General features: G+C 65.4%; 20 protein-coding genes and 1 tRNA gene. 10 read left to right on the forward strand and 11 right to left on the reverse strand.

Features of this window, described 5'->3' with window-relative positions; genetic code table 11:
- Positions 1-145: 145 nt before the first annotated feature.
- The 8 genes from E2484_RS25280 to E2484_RS21030 form a co-directional block, all read right to left on the reverse strand.
- Entirely contained in the window at positions 146-364 is a 219-nt protein-coding gene (locus tag E2484_RS25280) for a DUF7576 family protein (protein WP_449272309.1), read from the reverse strand.
- A 37-nt stretch (positions 365-401) separates the two neighbouring features.
- Positions 402-731, reverse strand: a complete 330-nt coding sequence (locus E2484_RS21000; protein WP_170977451.1) for a HalOD1 output domain-containing protein — start codon at positions 729-731, stop codon at positions 402-404.
- 137 nt (positions 732-868) lie between these two features.
- On the reverse strand, positions 869-4,183 hold the full coding sequence (locus tag E2484_RS21005) for a PAS domain S-box protein (protein ID WP_137287146.1): 3,315 nt from the start codon (positions 4,181-4,183) through the stop codon (positions 869-871).
- Between the two features lie 179 nt (positions 4,184-4,362).
- Positions 4,363-4,908, reverse strand: coding sequence for an iron transporter (locus E2484_RS21010; RefSeq protein WP_137287147.1), 546 nt, complete (start codon positions 4,906-4,908; stop codon positions 4,363-4,365).
- A 98-nt stretch (positions 4,909-5,006) separates the two neighbouring features.
- A tRNA-Gly gene (locus E2484_RS21015) sits at positions 5,007-5,077 on the reverse strand.
- Positions 5,078-5,245: 168 nt separating this feature from the next.
- Entirely contained in the window at positions 5,246-5,965 is a 720-nt protein-coding gene (locus E2484_RS21020) for a class I SAM-dependent methyltransferase (RefSeq protein ID WP_137287148.1), read from the reverse strand.
- 412 nt (positions 5,966-6,377) lie between these two features.
- On the reverse strand, positions 6,378-8,543 hold the full coding sequence (locus E2484_RS21025) for a type II secretion system F family protein (protein WP_137287149.1): 2,166 nt from the start codon (positions 8,541-8,543) through the stop codon (positions 6,378-6,380).
- Positions 8,543-10,216, reverse strand: coding sequence for a type II/IV secretion system ATPase subunit (locus tag E2484_RS21030; protein WP_137287150.1), 1,674 nt, complete (start codon positions 10,214-10,216; stop codon positions 8,543-8,545). The genes E2484_RS21025 and E2484_RS21030 overlap by 1 nt, the downstream gene beginning before the upstream one ends.
- A 595-nt stretch (positions 10,217-10,811) precedes the next feature.
- Here E2484_RS21030 and E2484_RS21035 point away from each other — a divergent pair.
- The 9 genes from E2484_RS21035 (at position 10,812) to cdd (ending at position 20,965) form a co-directional block, all read left to right on the forward strand.
- Positions 10,812-11,312, forward strand: coding sequence for a DUF7549 family protein (locus tag E2484_RS21035; RefSeq protein ID WP_137287151.1), 501 nt, complete (start codon positions 10,812-10,814; stop codon positions 11,310-11,312).
- A gap of 334 nt (positions 11,313-11,646) precedes the next feature.
- Positions 11,647-12,120, forward strand: a complete 474-nt coding sequence (locus E2484_RS21040) for a DUF5793 family protein (protein WP_137287152.1) — start codon at positions 11,647-11,649, stop codon at positions 12,118-12,120.
- Between the two features lie 277 nt (positions 12,121-12,397).
- Positions 12,398-13,759: a phosphohexomutase domain-containing protein gene (locus tag E2484_RS21045; RefSeq protein WP_137287153.1), complete on the forward strand. Its 1,362-nt coding sequence runs from the start codon at positions 12,398-12,400 to the stop codon at positions 13,757-13,759.
- A 108-nt stretch (positions 13,760-13,867) separates the two neighbouring features.
- Positions 13,868-14,980, forward strand: coding sequence for a BMP family lipoprotein (locus E2484_RS21050; RefSeq protein ID WP_170977452.1), 1,113 nt, complete (start codon positions 13,868-13,870; stop codon positions 14,978-14,980).
- Positions 14,981-15,074: 94 nt separating this feature from the next.
- A complete protein-coding gene (locus E2484_RS21055; protein ID WP_137287154.1) occupies positions 15,075-16,148 on the forward strand; it encodes a BMP family lipoprotein in 1,074 nt (357 codons plus the stop codon).
- Between the two features lie 113 nt (positions 16,149-16,261).
- Positions 16,262-17,818 (forward strand): ABC transporter ATP-binding protein, encoded by a 1,557-nt coding sequence (locus E2484_RS21060; protein WP_137287155.1) that lies wholly within the window; start codon positions 16,262-16,264, stop codon positions 17,816-17,818.
- Complete coding sequence (locus E2484_RS21065) at positions 17,815-19,107, forward strand: ABC transporter permease (protein WP_137287156.1); 1,293 nt, start codon at positions 17,815-17,817, stop codon at positions 19,105-19,107. The genes E2484_RS21060 and E2484_RS21065 overlap by 4 nt, the downstream gene beginning before the upstream one ends.
- Entirely contained in the window at positions 19,104-20,159 is a 1,056-nt protein-coding gene (locus E2484_RS21070; protein WP_137287157.1) for an ABC transporter permease, read from the forward strand. The genes E2484_RS21065 and E2484_RS21070 overlap by 4 nt, the downstream gene beginning before the upstream one ends.
- Positions 20,160-20,578: 419 nt before the next feature.
- Complete coding sequence (gene cdd / locus E2484_RS21075) at positions 20,579-20,965, forward strand: cytidine deaminase (protein WP_137287158.1); 387 nt, start codon at positions 20,579-20,581, stop codon at positions 20,963-20,965.
- Positions 20,966-20,981: 16 nt separating this feature from the next.
- Here the strand turns inward: cdd and E2484_RS21080 are convergent, their stop codons facing one another.
- Entirely contained in the window at positions 20,982-21,455 is a 474-nt protein-coding gene (locus tag E2484_RS21080) for a hypothetical protein (protein ID WP_137287159.1), read from the reverse strand.
- A 48-nt stretch (positions 21,456-21,503) separates the two neighbouring features.
- On the reverse strand, positions 21,504-22,412 hold the full coding sequence (locus E2484_RS21085) for a DMT family transporter (RefSeq protein WP_137287160.1): 909 nt from the start codon (positions 22,410-22,412) through the stop codon (positions 21,504-21,506).
- A gap of 130 nt (positions 22,413-22,542) precedes the next feature.
- On the opposite strand from E2484_RS21085, the gene E2484_RS21090 reads away from it, so the two are divergent.
- The gene (locus tag E2484_RS21090) at positions 22,543-23,364 is read left to right on the forward strand and encodes a nucleoside phosphorylase (RefSeq protein ID WP_137287161.1); all 822 of its coding nucleotides are present in this window, start codon (positions 22,543-22,545) and stop codon (positions 23,362-23,364) included.
- 26 nt (positions 23,365-23,390) lie between these two features.
- Here the strand turns inward: E2484_RS21090 and E2484_RS21095 are convergent, their stop codons facing one another.
- On the reverse strand, positions 23,391-24,812 hold the full coding sequence (locus E2484_RS21095; protein WP_137287162.1) for a sugar porter family MFS transporter: 1,422 nt from the start codon (positions 24,810-24,812) through the stop codon (positions 23,391-23,393).
- Positions 24,813-24,908 lie beyond the last annotated feature (96 nt).

Genomic DNA, 24,908 nt, shown 5'->3' on the forward strand with positions numbered 1-24,908 from the left:
CGCGTCTCACGGCCCGAGACGAGGAGCGGCAAAGAAAGAATATTATTTCCTTAACGCGCCTATAAGAGTTCTAAACGACGATGTATGATGCAAAGGGGCAGAGACGAAGCAGACGAACCGGCGAGGAGCGCGGCCACACCCAGTTTCAGTCCGCGTCCCGTTCGTCCTGCCACGCCGTGCGACACGCCTCGCAGCAGAAGTCGTATATCTGAACTGTACCGTCGTCGTCGCGCACGGTAGCGACCGGATGCCACTCCTCGAGAGTGATATCGTCGCCACAGCGGGTACAACGGTCGGTCATGTAGTCGCCGTCAGTCGGCCGGTCGTCAGCCGTGTTTGGTGTCGGATCACAACTACGTCGCATCTGATCGCTGAGGTTCGGTTTCGAGCATCCGGACTCCTTACGCGGTTTCGTCGAGGTTAGTCCCGAGACTCCGGATGTCGCCGTCCTCGTCGGCGAGTTCCGTCGCCACGTCGCGCTCGGTAACGTCCACGTCGCCGTTTCCGCTCACGACGACGTCGCATCCGCCGAACGTGAACGCCACGTAGCCTTGATTCCGGCCGCTTCCCTTGGTCGCGGAGAACAGGCGGTCGAGGGCGTCGGGGTCGACGACGTGATACAGCGGTCCCACCTCCGTCGGGTCGTTGCCGGTCTCCTCGGCGACGGCGGTGATGACTCGCTGGCTGGTCGAACGCTTCTCGAAGGTATCCCCGCTCACACTTTGACTCATTACGTATTGTATTCTGTAGGGCGCAGCGGGCATAGGAATTCACGATAGATGTATACCCGGTCTCGTCCCCGGCGGGTTATACATCTAAATTCGCACCGCGAATCGCTCCCGACCGCCGATTGCAGCCAGTCTGTTCGCTACTCCTCGAACAGTAGACCGAACAGCACCCGCTCGGCACCTCGAATGTGGCGGCTCACGGTCGGTTGGGACACGTCGAGCGCCTCGGCGATTTCCTCGGCCGTGCTCTCGCGGGGCCACTCGAAGAAGCCGCGGAGGTAGGCCATCCGGAGGACTTCGGCCTGTCGTTCGGTGAGTCGCTCCTGGAGTTCGGTCTCGAAGTCCTGTCGGGTCATCACCGGTTCGTCGCGTTCGCGTCGAGCGACCAGTTCGACCTCGGCGTAGTAGTCCTCGAAGAGGTCCACGAACGTCCGCACGTCGGCGCTCTGGGGGATGCGAATTACGAACCTGCCTTCCTCCTCCGTGGCGGTTATGGTCCGAGGCATCGCCCCGCGGTCCATCACCGACCGGAGGAACGACTGGTCGGACAGCGTACACTCGTAGAGGTACTCGTCGTCGCGCTCGGTCACGAGATGAACGTCCTCTATCCACGTCACCGCCTCGGCGAATTCGAGCGTCTCCTCCGGCGGAGCGTCCCGGATGGTGAAGAAGGCGTGTAGTCGACCGTCGCTGCGCTGGACTGCGTTCTCGAACTCGAACTCCGCGTCGGTCTCGGTCACGAATTCGAGGATCGGACTCTCCGACCCCCGAATTCGGAAGTCGAGTTCTATCGACCGTTCGCTCACGAGCGCCTGCTTCTGTTCGAGCGCGTTCATCGCGTAGCCGATCGTCTCGCCGAGTTCCGACAGCACGGTCTGCTCCATCTCGTCGAAGACGCCGGATTCGCCCGCGTAGAGGTTGAGGACGCCCCAGACCGTCCCACCGTAGACGATAGGGACCGCAACGCTCGACCGGTAGCCTCGCTTCAACGCCTGTTCGCGCCACGGTTCGAACGGCGGGTCGCCGAGCAGGTCGTTCTGCACCTGCAACTCGGTCGTTCGAATCGCCCGGCCAGCAGGCCCGCGTCCGCGTGGCTCCCCGTCGTCCGCGCTCACGTCGATGTCCTCCAGATAGTCCTCCCCGACGCCGTCCCACGCTTCGGGGCGTATCTCGTCGGTGGCTCTGTCGTGCGTGCCGAACCACGCGAACCGGTAGGGTCCGGACTCGGTCAGCCGACTGCACACCGCCTGCATCACGTCCTCCTGGGACGACGCCTGCGTCAGCGCCTTCGTCATCTCCCGAATCACGCTGTTGAGCCGGTTGACCCGTTCGAGTTCTCGGTTCTTCTCCTGTAAGTCGTTGCGCTGGTCTCGGAGTTCCTCCTCGCGTTCGGCCCGGTCGAGCGCCGACCTGACGTTCGAACACAGCATGTCGGCGAGCGACCGGTCGGTCGCGTCGAACGCGGCCCGGTCGGGGGCCGCGGCGATGAACGCCCCGTACTTCCCGAGCGGGACCGCGAGCGCGCTTCCCATCTCGGTGTCGGCGTCAAGCTCTGCACCGAGGTCGTCGAACGCCTTGGACTCGCCCTCGACGAACACCCGCCACGCCACGTCGTCGGCGTGTGTTCCGAGGAGCACGTCGTCGATGTCCCCGCCACTCCATCGCCGAACCGTCGAGACGAGACTGCTCGCCTCGTCGTCGTACAGCGCCACGGCCGCGTTCGGGAATCCGAGAACCTCGACTGCGGTATCCACCCCGAGGTCGCAGATTTCGAACCGCGTCTCGGCGTCGGCCAGCGACCGCAACATCTCGTTGAGCGAGGTTAGTTTCTCTTCCCGGCGTTTCCGGTCGGTCACGTCCCGAACGACGCCGACCCGTCCCATCTGGTCGCCGAGCGAAAGCGGCGTGATGCGGGTCTCGATAGGTATCGACTCGCCGTCTGCGGTCGGGAGGGTGGCTTCCATCGTCACCACGTCCTCGTCGGCTTCGAGCGACTTCTGTATCCACTTCGATTCCTCGTAGAGGTCCGGACCGACGACCTTCGAAGCGTGTTCGCCCAGCAACTCCTCGCGGGCGTACCCGGTGAGTTCGACGTACGCGTCGTTGACCGCGACGAACCGGGAGTCGGCGTCGAGGGCGTACACCCCGTCGCTGACCGCGTCGAGCATCGCCTCGGAGCGTTCGAGTCGTCGCTCGCGCTCGCGGCGCTGGATGACGGCCGTGAGGATGTGGGAGATGCTCTGGACGAACTGCACGTCGTGGTCGGTGTAGGTTTGCTGGTCGATGTCGTGGGTGCCCAAGATTCCCCACGGGTCGTCCGGAGACCCGATAATCACGCTGATGCCACCCTTCACGTCGTGGGACGTGAGCAGTTCGGGTCCGGAGAACCGGTCCTCGGATTCGAGGTCCTCGACCACGACCGGTTCCGACGAGAGCAACGTGTACCCGGCCTGGGATTCACGGTCGGTCCCGACCGTGGCCGACCCGACGAGACCCTCGCGCCAGCCGACGCCCGACCGAAGTAGGAGGTCGGCCGACTCGGGCCTGAGTTCGAGTACTTTACAGTACTCGTGGTCGAGAGCCTCGGCCACGAGTTCGACCGCCTCGTCGAACAGGTCGTCCAGCGATTCGTTTTCGAGCGCGCGCCGGGAGAACGCCGAGAGTGCTTCCTGCTGGCGAACCCGGTCGTGAAGCTCCGATTCCCGGCGCTTGCGTTCGGTGATGTCCCGGACGATGCCGGTAAACCGCACCTCGTCGCCCGAGACGAACTCGCTGAACGAGACGCCCAGCGACACTTCGCTCCCGTCCCGACGCTGGCCGGGGAGTTCGAGATAGTTCCAATCGACGTGACGCTCGCCCTCGCGGAGGTAGCGCCGAATCGCCTCGTGGTGTCGCTCGGCGAGGCCCGGGGGCATGAGCTTCGTCAACGACTCTCCGACGAGTTCGTCCGCCGAGTAGCCGAATATCTCCTCCACGGCGGGATTGGCGAAGCGGACGACGCTGTCGGTGTCGATGACGAGGATGGCGTCCGTGAGTTCCTCGGCGAGCGCCCGAAAGTGGTCGGCTTCGACCCCGCCGTCGGCCACCGTTTCGGACGCGACGGCGTCCTCGATTCGCTGCGCGAGAACTCGGACTTGCTCGGTTCGGGCTCGCCACAACTGGTCGCCGGTCGCCTCGCCGGCGCCTCCGGGGTCGGGTCTCGATATCGTCTCGATTCCCACGTCGGCGTTCTCACGCCGGAGTACGTTCCCGGGGTCGTCGGACTCGGAACCACCGACCGCCGCGCCGAGGACGACGTGGTCGATTCGCTCGGCGTCTAGCGTGGCGAACGCCTGTTCGGCGCTCGTGACGTACGAGAACGCGACCGCAGGTCGTTCGTCCGCGAACAGCGATTCGAGGGCTTCGCCCGTCGATGCGTCCGTGGTGACGTAGAGGGTGCGAACCGGGCCGGTCATCGTTTCGTCGGGGGACGAGGTACATTCATCGCTGGACTGAGGGCTAACGTACTGAGACTGTGCGTCGGTTCCGGCAAAGATACGCTTGCCTACACGTACACCATTCGGGTAGAAAAACCGCACGGCCAAGGTATTAGAAATTTATGCATTTGGGGTGAAGGTGACTCCCTCGAGAGAGGTCACTGTCCGGTCTCGACGTCCACGTTCTCGAACGTGACCTCGGCCGGCTCGCCGTATCGGTCGCCGTTCTGCTCGTCGTGGCGCTTGAACGTCGGCGGTTCGACCCGCACGTCGATGTCGTAGGTACCGTCGCCGGGCACGTCGAGATTCTTGCCGTAGTGGTAGAGACCGGGATGCCAGAGCAACGGTAGTCGCGTCGGGCCGACCCGTTCGCCGTCCTCGCCGGTCAGCGTGGCGATGACGGTACATCCCGGGACGAATCTGCCGTCGTCGGCGTCACAGACCGCCACTTCGAGGTGGCAGTTCGCGTCGTCGGGTTCTACGAACTCGAACTGACCTTCGTCTTTCAGGACGTACATCCCCTCGGCCTCCTCCTGCGCGAATCCGACGAGGTAATCGCCGGTCTCCTGCTTGTCGCCCGTGTGAGCCACCTCGTTGGCCATGTAGTCGAGGGCTTCGCGGTAGGCGTCTCCCGCTTTCTCGGCGAGGTCGAGTTGGGTCTGGTCTACCTCGTCGCTGGTCTGTTTCTCGGGATTGTCAGGCATCGTGGACGTAAGAGCCACGGTAGGTGCGAGATTAAGGGTTGTGGCAGGGACGACCGATGCGCGAAGCAGTCGCTCGCTGGTCAGTTACTCGGAAGGAGTGCGCCGGCCGGGACTTGAACCCGGGTCGATGGCTTGGAAGGCCATAGTCATACCACTAGACCACCGGCGCTCATCCGCTTTGCTCGTTCGCGCCGAGCATCGAGGACTTCGTCCGTCTCAACACCCGCGCGCTTCGCTCACGACGCTCGTTCGCGCGCCGAACCTTGCCTCACGTCGTTCGGCAAGACACCGGCGCACGTCGTCGTGTTTCACCGTTCGCCGCCCGGGATTAAGGGCCTTACTGTTTCGTTCCGCGGACGACTCCGTAGCAGTTCCCGCTCGATATCTCGAACTCCACCATCTCCAGCGCACTCTCGGCCACGTCGGCTTCGAACTCCGCGGGCGAGTAGATGTGGTAGAACCGCTCGACGGTCTCGCCGCCCGGCAGGGTCCAATCGACGGTAGTGTCGAACCCCGTCTCGCGGGTCTCGCCCGCTCGACTGTTCGAGGCGCGTTGCGCCTCGCTTTCCTCTCGGTCGAATCGGTCGTGGGCGGTACTCCACGCGCTGACGAGCGCACGCCCCTCGTGCGCGAGGACGCGCGCGAGTTCGTCCAGGCTCCCGACGCGTGCGGCCCGACTCGGCAGGTGGTGGAGCGTGGCGACGTACACCGCCACGCCGACCGTCGCGTCGCGGAGCGGCAGGGTCGCGGCGTCGGCCTGCACGAGGTCGGCGTCGAAGCCCCGGTCGGCGGCCCGCTCGCGGGCGGTTTCGAGCAGTCCGCGGCTCACGTCTGCGGCGACCACCCGGTCGGCCTGCGCTGCGAGGAGTTCGGCGTGGCGACCGTTGCCACAGCCGAGGTCCAGCGCAATCGGGACGTGGGACTGCTCGGAGACGAACTCCTCGACCTCCGGCCACGCGTACTCGCGTGTCTGCGCGAAGTGGTCGGCGATGTAGTCGTACGTCGCTCGCACGTCGGCTCTGTCGTCGCTTCGGCGGTCTGGGTCCGCCTCGTCCATGCTTCTGCGTGGGTCGTGAGGGGTGAAAACGGCTCCGGGTTCTTCGCGGGAGACGGGTAGTTAGCTGTCCCTCTCGAACCTCGGGGGTTTGCTGGCTGATTACCCGCCTCGACACCGCAACACGGGAGCTAGCTACTCCTCGAGCCAAGGAGTTCCGCAACCGCCCCGCACAGTACCGCGACGGCCTCACGCCTCCCCAACCGACTGCGTTGCTCGGCCACGGACCTGCGCTACTCGTCCCTCGCACGGTTGGCGCGGCCGCTTCGGGCCGCGCCAGCGCGCGCCGAGGTGGAGAGTTAAGACATAGAAACATCTCCCAAAGACAAGATTACAGTTGTAAAAGAAATACAAAAGTTGCCGAGCCACTAGTCTCGAGGTCGCTCCCGAGGCGCGACGACCGTGAGACGACCGCTCAGAGGAGCAGGAACACGCCGTAGGCGATGGCCAGCAGAACCGTCGCGTGCTTCGCGCCGTTCTTGACGCTCCCCTCGCCCATCTGTCCGGCGAGCAAGCCCGAGAACACCGCCTGCACCAGCGAGGAGTGGAAGAACATGAGCGTGTACGCTTCGGTGTCTACGGCCGAAATCCCCGAGAGCGGACCGGCGACCGGAGACCCGCCGCCGGTCGTGGCCCCGTCCGTGGGCAGATTCGGGATGAGGATGCTGTCGAGCGCGCCGACGATGACGAGGAACACCACGAACGAGAGGTAGATGATGACGACGTACGTCACCATCTCCTGTCGGCGCTTTCGCTTGAGGCGACGGGTGTCCTGCGCGTCGTCGGCCGCGATGCGGAGGACTCGCGCGATGTCGCCGCTGGCGTGCATTGCGTTGGCGATGAGCGTCACGGTCCGGGTGATCGTCGGCGTGTCGAGGCGGTCTTCGAACCTGTAGAGGGCGGTCTCGGCGTCGACGCCCCACTGCACGTCCGCCCAGAGCTTTCGGACCTCGGCGTCGAGCGCACCGAGGTCGCTGTCGGCGACGCGCTCGAAGCTCTCGACCACCGACATCCCCGCCTCGTTGACGCTGGCGAGTCGGTCGAGGAAGTCGGGGACTGCGGCCTCGATGGCCGCGATTCGCCGACGGTGAAGTTCCTGCACCACGGCGAAGGTACCGACGACGAACAGCGCGGCCTGCACCACGAAGTCGTCCACGACCCGGAGCGTGAGCGTCCCCGAGACGAGGTGTGGCCACGACCGGACGAGGACCGAGAGCAGGCCGAGCGGGACCGTCGCGTACAGCAGGACGACCGGCCTGTTCCGGAGTGTTCTCCCGGGGTCGGCCAGCGCCTCGCGGAACCAGCGCACGTTCTCGAACGCGTCGAGTCGCTCGAAGTTCACGACGCCCGCGCTCCCGCCGGACCGATGGCCCGACGACGTTCCCAGACCGGCGGTCTGCTCGCCGCCGTCCGAACGGACCGTCCCGACGCCGCCCTCGGGTCGCTGGACGCCCGTGCGCTCGGCCCCGGAGTCGTCGGTGTGCCGAACGCCCGCCAGCGCCACAGACGCGAGGTCGACGTCGCGGTCCTCGCGGGTCGCCCGAAGCGACTCCGTGATGCTGTCGAGGTAGACCACGAATCCGACGTTCGCCAGCGGGATGGCGAAGTACGTCAGCGTCTGGAGGAGCGGCAGGGTGTCCCCCAGCGCCATCAACCCCATGATGACGAAGACGGTGATGAACAGGAGCGGCGCGACCACGAACACCGAGACGTACGCCTCCGCGAGCGTGCCGAGCAGTTCGAGAAACGCTTCCTGCTGGGCCTCGGCGTCCTCCTGATACCGCTGGTACTGGTCGTCGAGATACGACGAGATGCTCTGGCCGCTCTGGAGGACGCTGGCGAGGTTGTCGGCGAACTCGCCGAACTTCTCGCTGGGCGTCCGGTCGGCGAGGCGCTCGATGGCCGACAGCATGTCGAGACCCGCGTAGTCCATGGCCTTGACCGCGACGCCGATCTCCTCGGCGGCCTCGCCGTAGACCGCCCGGTTCCGAGCCAACGTCCGCATGATTTCGGGGAACGCCATCCTGCTCCGGGAGAGCGCGTAGACGAACGCCACGGTCCGAGCGATGCTCTCGTCGATCTGGCGCTCGCGGGCGTTGGCCCGGTACGAGAGGTTCTCCCACCGAGTCCAGTAGACGAGTCCCCCGGACGCCACGCCGACCGTCCCGCTGCTGGTGAGCAGGATGGCGAACAACTGACCGACCGACAGGTCCGGAAAGACGAGCAGACCCGCGAGGAAGTGGAGTTGCGTGGGAAGCGCCGCCCGCATCGCCTCGGGCGAGATTCGGAGGATCTCCAGCACGCCTCCGACGAGGTAGACGCCCAGCACGCTCCCGACCACCGCGGCGACCCCGGCGTAGAGCAGGGTCTTGGCTGCGTACACCCGGTAGGTCTGGCCGACGTGGACCGCCTGGAGGAGGTGCTGGCGCTCGGTTCGTCGCCTGCCGCGGTCGGCGACCCACCCGCCGAAGGCCGTGAGCGCGACCCGAGTGACGAGGCGGTCGGCCCGGCGAGAGAGGGGCGCGAGCGCCACCGGAACGACGAGGGCGACGACCAGAAGGAGGGGCAAGAACGCCAACATCAGTCGAACCCGGTCGAAATCTCGGCGTCTACGTCCAAGGTGTCCAGCACGCGGTCGGGATGGGAGTAGTACTCGTTTATCATCGCGGTGAACCGACGGTAGTCGGATACGTCGCGCTCCCGGAGGTACTGGAGGACGCGCTTGCGGTTTCGCAACTCTTCGAGGAGTTCGCCGCGCGACCACCCTCTCTCGTTCTGGATTTCGTCCAAGATGTTGCTGTCGTTGCGCCGGAAGGTGTCCTCGTCGGCGTTCCACGAGAAGGTGGTCGAGTAGTCCAGGTCGCCGGTCCGCTGGTCGATGCCCTCTATTTCGGCGAGGACCCGGTTCCGGCGGACGCGCTCCTCGCCGACGTAGGTCAGCGTCTGGACAGAGAGGATGTCGAGGCTCTGGATCATCGCCCGCGGGACGTTGATGGGTTCGTTCTCGAGGCGATTGATGACGGTCTGGACCGAGTCGGCGTGCATCGTGGAGTAGGTGGTGTGACCCGTGTTCATCGCCTGAAACAGGGTCATCGCCTCCTCGCCGCGGACCTCGCCGACCACGATGTACTCCGGCCGGTGGCGCAGGGCCGACCGCAGGAGGTCGTACATCGTGATGTCCGCGCCCTCGCCTCTGCGCTCGCGCGTGACCGACGACAGCCAGTTGTCGTGGTAGAGCGCCAACTCGCGGGTGTCCTCGATGGTCAGCACCTTCGAGCGCGGCGGGACGAACATCGAGATGGCGTTCATCGAGGTGGTCTTCCCCGAGGCGGTTCCCCCGGCGAAGATGAGCGACTTGTTGGACTCGATCGCCAACCAGAGGTACGCCATCTGGTCCAAACTGAAGGTGCCGTACTCCACGAGGTCGATGGGAGTGAACGGTTCGTCGGCGTACTTCCGGATGGTGAACGCCGACCCGCGCGGCGTGACCTCCTCACCGAGCGCGAGTTCGGCCCGGGAGCCGTCGGGCAGGGTCGTCTCGACCACGGGGTCGCCGATGCTGACGTGGCGCCCCGACTGTTGGGCGAGGCGGACGACGAGGTTGTCGAGTTCCTCCTGGCCGTAGACGACGTTGGTCTCGATGTCGGTGTACTCGTCGTGGTAGACGAACAGCGGCAGGTCGTAGCCGTCGCAGGAGATGTCCTCGATGTGAGGGTCGTGCATGAGCGGGTCCAACTTTCCGAACCCGCGGAACGTCCGGAAGAGGTAGTAGAACAGGCGGTAGAACGTCGCTTCGTCCACGTCCACGCCGTACATCGAGAGGAGTTCGCGGAGTTCCTCCTTCAGCACCACCTCGGCGGTGTCGGCCCCGCCGGGTTCCGACTGGGCGTCCTCGGTGCCTGCGTCCCGGCGGTGGACGAGCGAGTCGCGGATGTCGGCGAACAGGCGGTCGAGCAGTTCGGTTTCGAGGTCGTCCAACTCGGGTTCGACGACCTGATACAGGTGTTCGTTCTCCACGTCGTCGTAGTTGATGGAGACGAACGCGAACGGCGCGTCGACCCAGTAGCGGTCGATCTCCTCGTAGCCGTCGAGTCCGGAGAACGAGACCAGCGACCCGTGTTCGCGGGGGTCGTACTCGTCGGCGTCGATGGTCGTTCCCCGGAGGACTTCGGCGGTCCGGCGGAGCGTCCGCTGGAACTCCTGGATTCGAATCCGCACGTCGTCGGTCCACTCGGAGAGGGGTGACTCGGACATGGTGGGTCGGAGGTTGCGAGCGGTCGAGAGTCGCGCAAGCCGCCAGCGACGGTTTACGCGCCACATCTCGTCGGGGGTACTTAAATTACGGGTCAGGCGACCCGCGAACTGGCTCGTCTGCCCCGTCGTGCGTCGATTGCCCACCTCCTCGGTGTGAGCCGGTTGGCCTTCCGGCCCGGCGCGTGCAGACTTGTCTTTCCGGCCCGGCGCGCGCTGGCGCGACCTCACACAGCGAGGTCGCGCCAGCGCGCGAGGTCTTCAGGAGCGAAGTGACTGAAGGCTCGTCACAGTGTGCCTCTGACGGTGGACGAGGGAGCGAAGCGAGTGAGGAGGCTGGGGAGGCGTGAGGCCCGCGGTTGCAGTGAGGTTACGGTGCGAGGCGGTGAGGTTGCGGTGCGAGGCGGTGAGGTTGCGGTGCGAGGCGGCGCGGTCACGGTGCCGTGCGGGATGAGTGGCTCGAGCCCGAAGCTAGCTTCTCGCCAGCTCTAACCAGAATTAGAATTCCAAAACACAACTATTTAACATCGAAATAAACCCAAAAAGTGCTCTAAGCAGTCCCGGTAGCTTTTACTCCCCGGGTTTCGGTGTCCCCGGCATGGTCTGGGTTCGCTCGGAGTACGCCGGGGAGTTGGCCGTGGTATTGGCGTGGCTCTCGGCGCTTCTCCCGTGGAACGTCACCTACTCGACGCTCTCGGGCGTCGGTAGCGTCCTGTTCGTTCGCTTCCCGTTCTTTCAGGTCCGGTACGTCGCGGGCATCTCCATTTCGAAGGGTCTCGCGGTCTCGACGCCGCTGGGCGCGCTGGCGTATCAGGAGGGCCAGTCGATTGCGGCCGCCTACACCGCGTGGGCGGTCGGCGCGGCCGTGGTCGGCGCGGCCGTGGCGCTGAGCGTCCTGCTGTACCGTTACGAAGAGCGCGTCGAGGCGACCGTCGACGCGGTGCGGGTCATGGGCGCGCTCCTCTCGCTCGCAGGCGTGGTCCTCACCGCCGCGACGTGGTTGCTCTGGACTCGCGGGTTCCCCGGCCTGCCGATTCCCATCGGGGTCGTCCTGCTGTACCTGTTCGGCGGGACGCTGTTGGTTGCCCGTCGGGACTAGCGTTTCGAGGCCGTTCTGCTCGTCGCGTTCCGGTTCGTCGTCCTCCTCTTCGCTCGAAAGTCGAACAAACGACTGCGATTCTGTGAGACGGGCGCGAGCGCACGGGAGAAGGCTGGTCGGCCAGTCAGTACGCGCCCGAGGCGGCAGAGCGACCCGTCGAGGAGCAGGCCCGCCGAGAAGCCCAGACTTATAACGATACCAACAGATGTAATGGGTGGAAGTTCCTGCCGAGGGACCGGTTCCCGACCGAGTAATTACGAGTTTCTTCGACCGACTTCCATCCTGCCAGTGGCGTTACGTTCATGACGCGCCGGACCGTAGAGGGGGATACGGAATGAGGCGCGACTACTTCACGCTGGAGGTTCGAAACGTCGATTGGGTCGAGGAGGACGCGGAAGCCAAGAAGCCGACAGTAATCATCGACTTCGAAGGTCCGTCCTCGACGCTCCGCGAGCGCCTCACGGGGACAGGCGACGAGCTACTCGACGCCGGGGAGACAGACGTTGCGTTCCGACTCCAGGGGCCGGTGGACGACGACGAGACTACGGGCGTCGTCAGCGTCACCAACCGCATCACGGGTGATTTCGTCCTCGAACTCAATCAGGACGCCGACGACGTGCTGAAGTTCATCACTGCGGCCCGCGAGTACGGCAAGGCCTCGGGCGACATGGACGGCCGGTACCACGTCGAGATCAGCATCAACGGCGAGGACCTCGTCGAATACGACAAGAGCACGTTCCTCGTCTACAACGAGGAGGGGAATCTCCTCCGACAACACAGTCTCATCCCGAGCGGCGTCGAACTCTGACCCCTCCCGCTCGTCGGCGGCGCATCTCCCTCCGACTCTCAGTACGTACCGAACAGTAACAGGTACGCGAGGAAGAGCGCCGCCAACAGGATGATGCCACCGATGACGGTGTTGAATAGGCCCTCCGGGTCGGTGAGACTCAGTTTCATATTTTCGGTTACGGCGACCGACGGCTTAGGTTTCACGGGCAATGCGGTCCGTCTCGGTCCCTCGGTGTTCACTGGCCCGTCGCGTCGAACCGCGGAAAGCTAAGTATCCGGCCCCCCGAAGTTCGGATATGACTCTCTTCGGGACCGCGGGCATCCGCGGGAGTGCAGTCGAGACGGTGACGCCGGAACTCGCGCTGGCCGTCGGCCGGGCCGCCGGACGCGACGGTGGGGAGTTCGTCGTCGCGCGCGACGGCCGCGAGACCGGCCCGGCGCTGGCGGCCGCGATGGAGGCCGGACTCGAAAGCGCCGGGGGCGACGTTCGCCGGGCGGGCCAACTCCCGACCCCGGCGCTCGCGTTCGCCTCGCAGGGACGGCGCGGCGCGATGCTGACCGCGAGCCACAATCCGCCCACCGACAACGGCATCAAACTGTTCATCGACGGCGAGGAGTACGACCGCGAGGCCGAACGAGCCATCGACCGGCGGATCGAGGCCGACGACCCGCCGGTCGCGTGGGACGAGTGGGGCGACGGCGAGCGCGTGGACGTACTGGACGACTACCGGGACGCCGTGGTCGAGTACGCACAGAGTCACGGGGCACCCCTCGACGGCCTGCGCGTCGTGGTCGATTGCGGCAACGGAATGGCGGCCGTAGCGACCCCGCAAGTCCTGCGGGCGCTCGGCGCGGAGGTCGTCTCCCTCAACGCCAACGTGGACGGCCACTTCCCCGGCCGGGAGAGCAAGCCGACGCCCGAGACGCTCGCAGACCTCCGGGAGTTTCTCCGCAACGACCCCGACGCCGACCTCGGCATCGGCCACGACGGGGACGCCGACCGCATCGTCGTCGTGGACGGCGACGGCGGAGTCGTCCACGAGGACACCGTGGTCGCCGTCCTCGCGGGCCACTACACCGACCGGAGCGAGGCCGACGACCCCGTGGTCGTGACGACGCCCAACGCCTCCGGGCGCATCGACGAACGGGTCGAAGCCGCCGGGGGTCGCGTCGAGCGCGTGCGACTCGGTGCGCTCCACGAGGGCATCGCCACGGCCCGCGAGGAGGGTGACGAGACCACCGAGGTCGTCTTCGCGGCCGAACCGTGGAAGCACGTCCACACCCTGTTCGGCGGGTGGATAGACGGCGTGGCCAGCGCGGCCGTCGTCTCCCGACTCGTCGCCGAGGCGGGCGGACTCGGCCCGCTTCGGGACCCCGTCACCGAGCGGCCCTACCGGAAGGTCAGCGTCTCCTGTCCCGACGACGCCAAGGAGAGCGTGATGACGCGACTGGAGACGGCGGTCCCCGAGCGGTTCCCCGAGGCGTCGGTCGAAACCGAGTACGGCGTTCGGGCGACCTTCCCCGACGGGTCGTGGGTGTTGGTCCGGCCCAGTGGGACCGAACCCTACGTCCGCATCTACGCCGAGAGCGACGACGTAGACGCGCTCGTCGGGGAAGCGACCGACGTAGTGGAAGACGCTGTCGAGTCTGAGAGCTGACGTGTTCGGGGCGAAACGTCGGCGAAGAACGGTTTATCTCGGTATTTTCCATCGTTTTAATTTTGAAGCGACGGTTTTATAGAGCGCTGCCGAGGTACTTCGGATACGATGACGAAAATTGACGAAGGAAAGCGTCGGATGCTGAAAGTTGGCGGTGCGGGGCTTCTCGGAACCGGAATCGCGGGATGTCTCGGTGGTGGCGGTGGCGGTGGTGGCGGTGGTGGTGACAGTAGCGAGACGACCACGACCGAGTCCGACACGCTGAACGTCGGGATGGTGTACGCCACGGGCGGACTGGGGGACAACTCGTTCAACGACATGGCTCACAAGGGTATCCAGAGTGCCGAGTCCGAGTTCGACATCTCCTTCAAGAACGCCGAACCGAGCAGTCCGAGCGACGTGTCGACGCTCCAGCGCAAGTTCGCCCGGTCTCAGAGCCCCGACTACGACCTCATCAGTTGCATCGGCTTCGTCCAGACCAGTGCGCTCAAGGAGAACGCCGGGAAGTTCTCCGACCAGAAGTTCATGGTCGTGGACACCGTGGTCGAGAAGGACAACGTCTCAAGTTACGTCTTCAAGGAACACCAGGGTTCGTTCCAGGTCGGCCACCTGGCAGGTCTGCTGACCGACACGGACTTCAGCGCCGGGGGCGGCGAGACCAACGACGACCTGTCGGTCGGGTTCGTCGGCGGTAAGGAGGTCCCGCTAATCAAGAAGTTCGAGGCTGGCTTCAAGGCCGGCGTCAAACACGCCAACTCCGACGTCAGCGTTCGGAGCGCGTACGCCGGCACGTGGAGCGACCCCGGCAAGGGCCAATCCATCGCCAACTCGATGTACGACAAGGGCGCGGACATCATCTATCACGCCGCGGGTGGCACCGGCAACGGCGTGTTCAAGGCGGCCCAGAGCAAAGGCCGATACGCCATCGGCGTCGACGCCGACCAGTCCAAGAGTCTGTCCAAGTACAGCGACGTCATCCTCGCGAGCATGGTCAAACGCGTCGACGAGGCCGTCTACCGGTCGGTCGAGCGCACCTCGAACGGCAACTTCGAGGGCGGGTCGGTTCGCAGTCTCGGCCTCGAGAAAGACGGCGTCGTGACGGTCTACGGCGACGAAATCGGCTCGGAAATCCCCGACTCCGTCAAGTCGAAACTCGACGACTCCCGGAAGAAGATCGTCGACGGCGACATCGAGGTTCCGTCCGAGCCCGGGAACGCCTGAATTGTAGCAGCTCACTGGTTCTCTTTCGGTTTCGGACCGCTTCCCGAGCAACAAAGCGTCGATTTCTTCACGGTCGACGGTGAACGTTGAGGAGATGCGGGGGAAAAACAAACGCAGACGTCGGTTCTTGCAGGTACTGGGGGGAACGGCCGCGTTCGGGACGGTCGGACTCCTGCAGAACAACGTGACCAACGTCGGGATGGTGTACGCCACGGGCGGACTGGGGGACAACTCGTTCAACGACATGGCACACGCCGGGATTCAGAACGCGGCCGAGGAGTTCGACCTCGAGTTCCAGAACGCCGAACCGAGCAGTCCGAGCGACGTGGCGGCGCTCCAGCGGCGGTTCGCCCGGTCGCAGAATCCGAACTACGACCTCATCTGCTGTATCGGATTCGTCCAGCAGGAGGCGCTCAGTCAGAATTCCCAGCGGTTCTCCGACCAGAAGTTCATGGTCGTGGACACCGTAGTCGAGTCGCCGAACGTCGCCAGCTACGTCTTCAAGGAGCATCAGGGGTCGTTCCAGGTCGGCCATCTCGCGGGACTACTGACCACGATGGACTTCAGCGCCGGGGGCGGCGAGACCAACGACGACCTGACGGTCGGGTTCGTCGGCGGCCAGGAGGTCCCGCTAATCAAGAAGTTCGAGGCTGGCTACACGGCGGGCGTACAGCACGCGAACCCGGACGTCGGCGTTCTCTCGGCTTACTCCGGTTCGTTCAACGACCCCGCGCAGGGCCAATCCATCGCCAACTCGATGTACGACAACGGAGCGGACATCATCTACCACGCCGCGGGCGGCACCGGCAACGGCGTGTTCAGGGCGGCCCAGAGCAGAGGGCGGTACGCCATCGGCGTCGACGCCGACCAGAGCCAGAGCCTCCCGGAGTACAGCAACGTGATTCTGGCGAGCATGGTGAAACACGTCGACGAGGCCGTCTTCCAAGCGGCCAGGAACGTCGTCAACGGGAACTTCGAGGGCGGGACCGTCAACAACCTCGGACTGGAACAGGACGGGGTCGAAGCCGTCTACGGTCGAGGGCTGGAGTCCGAAATTCCCGAGCAGGTCAAGTCCCAACTCCAGCAGTCCCGCCAGCAGATCATCGACGGCGAAATCACGGTGCCGACCGACCCGGCCAACGTCGGTCAGGCGACGACCACGCAGTAGCAGGAACCACGTCAGAAACGACTGATTTCGACCGAAAGGAAACGTATCCTGCCTGAACATTCTTTACGAAATCCGGGTCTCTTAAGCGGGCACGTCCGTAACACCGACCAAAGATGAGCGTAGCCGTCCACCTACAGGGGATAACCAAACGGTTCCCCGGCGTCGTCGCCAACGACGAGGTCGACCTCGAAGTCGAGGAAGGGAGCGTCCACGCCCTCCTCGGCGAAAACGGTGCGGGGAAGACGACGCTGATGAACGTCCTGTACGGTCTCTACCAACCGGAGGGCGGGACCGTCTACCTGCACGGGGAGCCACGAGAGTTCGACACCCCACGAGACGCTATCGACGCGGGCGTCGGGATGATTCACCAGCACTTCATGCTCGTGGACACGCTGACCACGGCCGAAAACATCGTTCTCGGCCACGAACCTCGAAAGTGGGGCGGTCTGGCCATGGACCGCGCACAGGCCGAACGCGACGTACGGGAACTGAGCGAACGTTACGGCTTCGACGTGGACCCGACCGCACGTGTCGAGGACGTGAGCGTCGGGGTCCAACAGCGCGTCGAGATTCTGAAGGCCCTGTACGGCGGGGCCGACGTGCTGATTCTGGACGAACCGACCGCGGTCCTCACGCCCCAGGAGGTCGAGGACCTCTTCGAGGTGTTCGACGAACTCGCGGCCGAGGACAAGACGATAATCTTCATCACGCACAAACTCGGCGAGGCGATGGAGTCCGCCGACGACATCACGGTCCTGCGGGACGGCAAGAACGTCGGGACGGTGGACGCCGAGACGACCACTCGCGAGGAACTCGCCGAACTGATGGTCGGTCGGGAGGTTCTGCTCGAAGCCGAGAAAGATTCCGTGGAACCGGGCGAGGTCGGCCTGTCGGTGTCGGACCTCCGCGTCACCGACGACCGCGGCGTCGAGCAGGTCAGTGACGTCGACATCACTGCCCGGGAGGGCGAGGTGTTGGGTATCGCCGGAGTGGACGGCAACGGCCAGTCGGAACTCGTGGAAGCCATCACCGGTCTCGCCACGCCCGAGGAGGGAACGGTCTCGCTCTACGGCCGGGACGTGACCGACCTCTCGCGGCGCGAGCGCATCGACGCCGGGATGGCGTACATCCCCGAGGACCGCCAAGAGCGAGGACTGGTGATGGAGTTCGACCTCGTAGAGAACGGATTGCTCGGCAGCCAGCACGCGACTCCGTTCGCCGAGCACGGCCGCATCGACTGGGAACACACCCGCGACCACGCCGAGGACATCATCGAAGAGTACGACGTGCGCCCGCCGAACGCCGACGCCGAGGCCGAGTCGCTGTCGGGGGGCAACCAGCAGAAGTTCGTGGTCGGCCGGGAGTTCGCCCGCGACCCCGAAGTAGTGGTCGCCTCGCACCCGACCCGTGGAGTAGACGTGGGGAGCATCGAGTTCATCCACGAGCGACTGCTCGACCTCCGGCGGGAGGGCAAGACGATTCTGCTCGTCTCCTCGAAGTTGGACGAAGTCCAGCAGCTATCGGACCGCCTCGCGGTGATGTACGAGGGCGAGGTCATGGACGTGGTGGACCCCGACCGCGTGACCGAGGAGGAACTCGGTCTGCTGATGGCGGGCCAGTCCCCAGAGGACGCGCCGAGCATCGCCGACGCCGTGAGAGGTGAGCGATGAGCGACGGTGAGCCAGACCGCGACGACGAACGGGCCGACCCGAACCCGGAGGACTCCTGGCAGGACCGGGCCGACCGTGCGCTCGCACGACTCGTAGGTGCCTCCGCGGTCGAGCGCATCCTCATCAGCCTCGCGGCGCTCGCGCTGTCGGTGGTCGTCGGGGCGGTGGTCATCCTCGTCTCCGGATGGGTGGCGACCTGCGAGTCGCCGTTTTTCGCGACGTCGGGCGTCGGGTCGTTCTGCTACGACCCCGTTTCGGTGTACGTCACCCTGTTCAAGGGCGCAATCTGGCCCTCGTACAACGTCGCCATCACGTTCAAGGAGACCACGCTCCTGCTGTTCACGGGCCTGTCGGTCGCAGTCGCGTTCCGTGCTGGCATGTTCAACATCGGGACGCAGGGCCAACTCGTCCTCGGCGCACTCGGCACCGCCCTGTCGGTGCTGTGGGTCGCGCCGGTCGTCCCCGCGGGTCTCGTCGGTGCACTGATTCTGATTTCGGTCGGACTGTTCGTGGGTGCACTCGTCGGTGGCTTCTGGGGTGCGATTCCGGGCGCGCTGAAGGCCTACGCCGACGCCAACGAGGTCATCACGACCATCATGCTCAACTTCGTCGCGTCCGGTATCGCGTTCACCCTCGTCTCGGAGGTGTTCAAGGACCCGGCGAGCCAGACCGTCCAGACCCGGCGAATCGCCGCGTTCGCACAACTCCAGCCGGTGGTCTTCGACACCACGGAGTTCTCGATGCTCGCACTGGTCGGCGCGCTCGTCCTCGCGGGAGCCATCTACTGGATGCTCAAGGGGACCGCGTTCGGGTACGACCTCCGAACCAGCGGCGTCCAACCCGAGGCCGCCGAGTACGGCGGCGTCGAGGCCAAGAAGACGATGGTGTCGAGCATGGCGCTGTCGGGCGCGCTCGGCGGTCTCGGCGGCGCGGTCTACGTCTTGATGGTCGCCGCGCGGTGGCGGACCGGCATCCCGTCGCTCGGCTTCGACGGAATCACGGTCTCCATCCTCGCGGGCAACAACCCGCTCGGGGTGATTCCGGCGGCCCTGCTGTTCGGCGCACTCAAGACCGGTAGTCTGGCCATCGAGTTCCAGCTCGCAGTGCCCAAGCAGTTGGTCGGGGTCCTGCGCGGTCTCATCATCCTGTTCGTCGCCATGCCGGAGTTCTTCCGGATGGTCGGCGCGCGATTCCGGTTCGGCGACGAACGCCAGTCGGTCGCCACCGACGGTGCGGGCGAGACGACAGGCGGAAGTGTCGGCGACGACCAAGGAGGTGACGACAGATGAGCTACGCCGACCGCTCGCGCAAGCGTCGCTGGCTGGCCGGAGCCGTCGTCCTCGCGGGCGTCGCGCTGGTCATGGTCGAACTGTTCTTCCCGGAGAGTCCGGTGTCCGAGGTCGTCCGCATCGTGGACGCCAACTACGTCCGGTCGGTGCTGCGGCTCACCGTCCCCATCGCGTTCGCGGCGCTCGGCGGTATCTTCGCCGAGAAGAGCGGCGTCATCAACATCGGTCTCGAAGGCCTGCTCATCATCTCGGCGTTCACCTCCATCGCGGTCGCCGGGACCATCAGCAGTGGGAGTCCTACGCAACTCCAACTCTGGGTCGGCTTCCTCGTCGCGGTGCTGGCGAGCGTCCTGTTCGCGCTGCTGTTCGCGGTCGTCTGCATCGAGTTCAAGGCCGACCAGATTATCGCGGGGCTCGCGGTATGGCTCATCGCGCTCGGTCTCGCACCGTTCGCCAGCAAGGTCATCTGGGGACAGGTCAACAGTCCGCCGGTCGCCACGTTGAACGACTGGACGCTCGGGATTCCGTTCACGGACGCGGTGCTGTTCACGGCGAACCCGCCGGTCGTCATGATGCTCGTCGCGGTTCCGCTGGCGTGGTACGCCCTGAACCGGACCGCCTTCGGTCGGTGGATAGAGGCCAGCGGCGAGAACCCAAAGGCCCTCGACACGGTGGGCATCGACGTGCGGAAGGTCCGCTACTCGGGCGTCCTGCTCTCGGGGTTCTTCTCGGGCCTCGGCGGTGCCGGACTCGCGCTCGGTCGCGTCGGCCAGTTCATCGGCGGCGGCGCGACGATGGTCAACGGCCGGGGCTGGATCGGCATCACGGCCTACCTGTTCGGCAACTACAACCCGCTCGGGGCGTTCGGCGCGTCGTTCCTCTTCGCCAGCCTCGACGCGCTCCAGATTCGACTCCAGCAACTGGGCTACAACATCCCGAGCGAACTCATCGGCATCATCCCCTACGTGACGGTCGTGGTCGTGCTGGCGTTCGTCGGCCACACCCGGATTCCGTCCGCGGCGGGCGACCACTACGAGTCCGGCGAAGAGTAGGGTCCCCGCGGTCCGTCTTCGGTCGCTGGTACTTGGGTGCTGATTCTCGAAGCGACGTTCCGGCGATGCATCTCGACCAGTGGCTCAGCCCTTTCGGGGTAGTCGGACTGGCGGTCCCGCAGTGCGCGCTACTGCCCTCGTCCGGAACCGCGCGTGGCGTCCGGGCGGGATTCGTCCCGGCTTCGTATTTCAACCCTCGGGTGATTCCGTCCGACCCGAGCTGTCGGCCGTTCTGCGATTAAAGACAATTATCGGAATATTAGAGGTGTATTTTCATTTGTGTAAGAACGATATAAGCATCTCGGACGGCGCTAGCGAGCGACACACTTCGAGAGAGGTGTGGTGACGCAGTGCGGTGGCACGGACGCCACTGCTCGCAGACGGGAGATATTTGACCAGCGACTCCCAATCCCGTCACTATGGACGAACTCATCGAGGCCGCCCGCGAGGTGCAGGACGACGCTCACGTTCCCTACTCCGACTACCCGGTCGGCGCGGCGCTCCGAACCGCCGACGGGAGCGTCTACGTCGGGTGCAACATCGAGAACGCCAACTACAGCAACTCCCTCCACGCCGAGGAAGTCGCCATCGCCGAGGCGGTCAAGGAGGGACACCGCGAGTTCGACGCGCTGGCGGTCAGTTCCGGTCGGAGAGACGGCGTGACTCCCTGTGGGATGTGTCGCCAGACCCTCTCGGAGTTCTGCGACGACGACCTGCCGGTCGTCTGCGACGAGGGCGACGACGTTGCCGAGTACAGATTGGGCGAACTCCTCCCGAACACGATTACCGAGGAGATGCTGGAGTAGTCGCCGCGTATCGACGCTACTCCTTCGAAACGTCGGGGAAACAGTTGAACTCGACCGTCACGGAGTCGAGCGATTCGTCGGTGTCGTCCACCGCGACGACCGAGTATCGTCCGTGAAACGGACGTTCCCCGAGGTACTGCTCGTAGCGTAGTTGCCCCCGTCCGACGCCGTCCTTGTTCGCCATCAGGTCGGCGTCGTCCGACGAGACCGGAATCAGGTGCGCTAGTTCTCCGGACGCGTCGTGGAGTTCGAGCGAGTCGAGGCCCGTTCCGCGTACGTCCTCCACGGAGAGGGGGACCGCCAGTCTAACGTCACCGTCTTCGACCGTCGCCTGCGCGCCGCCGTCGAGGAGTTCTCCGTCGCCGTGTTCGACCGCGTGCGTGTGGCAGTCGACCGTCTCCGACCCGCCCGACCCGGACCCGCTACATCCGGCGAGTGCGACGGCGGTCGTACTTCCGAGTCCCGCGAGGACCTGTCGTCTGGAGGGCATGACTCGCGGTTCTCTCACCGGGCCAATAAGTTTTCTTCCCGGCGACCGTCAGACCGAGTACCGGCCAGCGAACTCGGCCAGCACCTCTCGTTTTATCAGCGCGAACCCGGTGAGGATGACGACGAATCCGGCGAACGTGGCCGGTGCCAGCGATTCGCCGAGCAGGACCCACCCCGCGAACGCCGTAACCACCGGGACGACGTAGGAGACGAGGTTGATTTGGACCGGACTGTGACGCTCCAGCAGTCCGAAGTAGACGGCGTACGCCACGGCGGTGGCGACCACGGCGAGGTAGGCCAGCGGAACTACGACCTGCGGGTCGAGCGCGGCGGCGAATTTCGGGGTCTCGCCGCGGGCGATGCTCACGCCGTGCATCAACACCGCGCCGACCAGCATTCCCCAAGCGGTGGTCGCGGTACTGTCGGTGGTCGGCTTCAGTCGCCGGAGGAGAACGCTCCCGAACGCGACGCTGGTCGCGGAGACGACGACCAGCAGTTTTCCGGTCGCGCCCGCGAACAGGTTCGCGGGGTCGGGACGAACGACTAGTGCGACGCCCGCGAGTCCGACCAGCAGTCCGACGATTCCGAGCGGCGACAGTCGGTCGTCGGGGAGCAGACTTCGGGCGAACCCCGTCGTCAGCACCGGGTTCAGACTGTAGAGAATCGCCGCGACGCCGCCGGTCGTGTACTGCTGACCGACGAAGAGAAGTCCGTTCGCCGCCGTGATGAGGAACACACCGACGACGAGTACCGCGAGGTAATCGTCGCGGGTCTGGGGCAGCCATCGGTCGCAGGCAACCGCCGCGTAGACGACGAGCAGGACCGCACCGATGTCGTATCGGAACGCGGCGAACAACAGCGGCGGCAACGAGTCCAGTCCGACTTCGATGGCGACGAACGACCCGCCCCACGCGACTGCGAGGAAGACGAACAGCACAGCGTCTCGATAGCGTGACACCGTACCTGCTCGGAACCCGCCGGAAATAAGCCTCCCGCTTCCTGTGGTACCGTCCTCTTGCCAGCGACCCGACCGCGCTTCCGACGGCGCGACGAACCATTTATGCCCGCTGGCCGAGTCAGCCAACGGCATGACCGGCGACAGCGAAGACCCCAACGACGAAGTGCAGTATCACATCGAAGTCGGCGAGGGCGACGTGGCGGACGCCGTCCTCCTGCCGGGCAACCCCGAGCGCATCGAGAAGATAACCCAGTTCTGGGACGACGACGAAGAGGTGGCCCACCACCGCGAGTACCGGACCGTCACCGGCGACTACGAGGGGACGCCCATCAGCGTCACCTCGACCGGAATCGGCAGTCCCTCGGCCGCAATCGCGGTCGAGGAGTTGGCCCGCGTCGGCGCGGACACCTTCATCCGGGTCGGCTCCTGCGGTGCGATTCAACCCGACATGGAAGTCGGTGATCTGGTCATCACGACCGGCGGGGTCCGTCAAGAGGGCACCAGCGACGCCTACGTCCGCGAGGACTACCCCGCAGTGGCCGACTACGAGGTCGTCTCCGCACTCGTTGCCGCCGCCGAACGCCTCGACTACGACTACCACACCGGCATCACGATGAGCGCCGACAGCTTCTACGCCGGACAGGGCAGACCCGGTTTCGAGGGCTTCGAGGCGGTCGGGAGCGACGAACTCGTAGACGGACTGAAGGAGGCCAACGTCAAGAACATCGAGATGGAGGCCAGCGCCATCATGACGCTCGCCAACATCTACGGCCTCCGGGCGGGCGCGGTCTGCTCGGTGTTCGCCAACCGCGAGACCGGCGAGTTCCTGACCGAGGGAGAGAACCGCGCGGCCGAAACCGCAAGTCTCGCGGTGAAGCTTCTGGCGAGGATGGACGAGATTAAGGCCGAGAACGGCGTCGAGCGGTGGCACCCCGGTCTGAGCCTCGACTGAAAAAGAGTTCCGACCGAGGGTTCGTCTCAGTCGTCTGCGGTGTCGGGCGACTCCTCGCCCGCGTTCTCGGTCGCGGCGGTACCGACGTTCTCGCGGAGTTCGGCCTCGATCGCTTCGAGCGAGCGACCCTTCGTCTCCGGAACGACGTAGTAGGTGAACACCAGCGCGGCGAGGCTAAACGCCCCGAACAGCCAGAACGTGAAGGGGGTGCCGACGTTCGCGGTCAGCATCGGGAACGTCAGCGAGACCACCAGGTTCGCACCCCAGTTTGCGACCGTCACCGCTCCCATCGCGGTCCCCCGGACCGTCAGGGGGTATATCTCCGAGATGAGGAGCCAGAACACCGGCCCGAGACCGATGGCGAAGAAGGCGACGTACAGCATGAGGCTCCCGGTGGCGAACCACCCGAGCGCGCCGGAGAACCCGGGCATGTAGAACACCGCGCCGAGGACTCCGAGCGTGAGGACCATCCCGCCGACCCCGACGAGCAACAGCACGCGCCGCCCGACGCGGTCGATGAGCGCGATGGCGACGACGGTCATGACGACGTTGATGACGCCGATGCCGACCGTCGCCAGAATCGAAGTCGTGCTACCGAACCCGGTCGATTCGAGGACGGTCGGCGCGTAGTACATGACCGCGTTGATACCCGTGACCTGCTGGAAGACTGCGAGCCCCAGTCCGACGACCAGCGCCGGGCGGAGCCACGGTTGGAGCAGGTCACTGAGCCCGGTGCTGGACTGCTTCTCGACGGTCTCGGCGATTTCGGACAGTTCTTCTTCGACGCTGCCTTGCCGGGTCCGTTCGAGGACCGCCCGGGCCTCGTCGCGGCGACCGTGTTCGTAGAGCCACCGCGGACTCTCGGGCATCTTGAACATCCCGACTGCGAGGACGAGTGCCGGAACCATCCCGGCCCCGAGCATCCAGCGCCACGCGCCCGCGTCGGCGAACGCGTAGTTCACGAAGTACGACACGAGGATGCCGATGGTGACCATGAGTTGGTTGAGCGAGGTGAGCGCGCCGCGAATCTTCGGCGGCGCGATTTCCGAGATGTACAGCGGGCCGACGATGGACGCGAAGCCGATTGCGACCCCGTCGATGAGTCGGCCAAGCACTAACACTGGGACGTTCGGTGCGACTGCCATCGTGAGCGACCCCACGAAGAACACGAACGCGCCGAGCAGGATGAGTCGGCGGCGGCCGATGCGGTCGGCGAGTTTGCCGCCGAGCGCCGCCCCGGCGGCGGCACCCGCCATCGCGCCGCTGACGACGATTCCCCTGACCAGCGGCGTCATGGTGAACGTCTGTTTGATGTACAGGAACGCTCCCGAGATGATTCCCGTATCGAATCCGAACAGCAAGCCATTGAGGGCGGCCAACGCGGCGGTGACGTAGACGAAACTGTTACGTCCCGCGATGGCGCTCTCCCCCGTTTCGGTCGCGGACATATCGAGAATACCCGGTTCGATGTTTTCCGTAGTCACTAACGAAACTTTTGAAAACGATTACTACGGTCGTAGTAAATGTTCTACGATTATGAATTC

Origin of the sequence: Halorussus salinisoli, assembly GCA_005239435.1 — an archaeon.
Lineage (GTDB): Archaea > Halobacteriota > Halobacteria > Halobacteriales > Haladaptataceae > Halorussus > Halorussus salinisoli.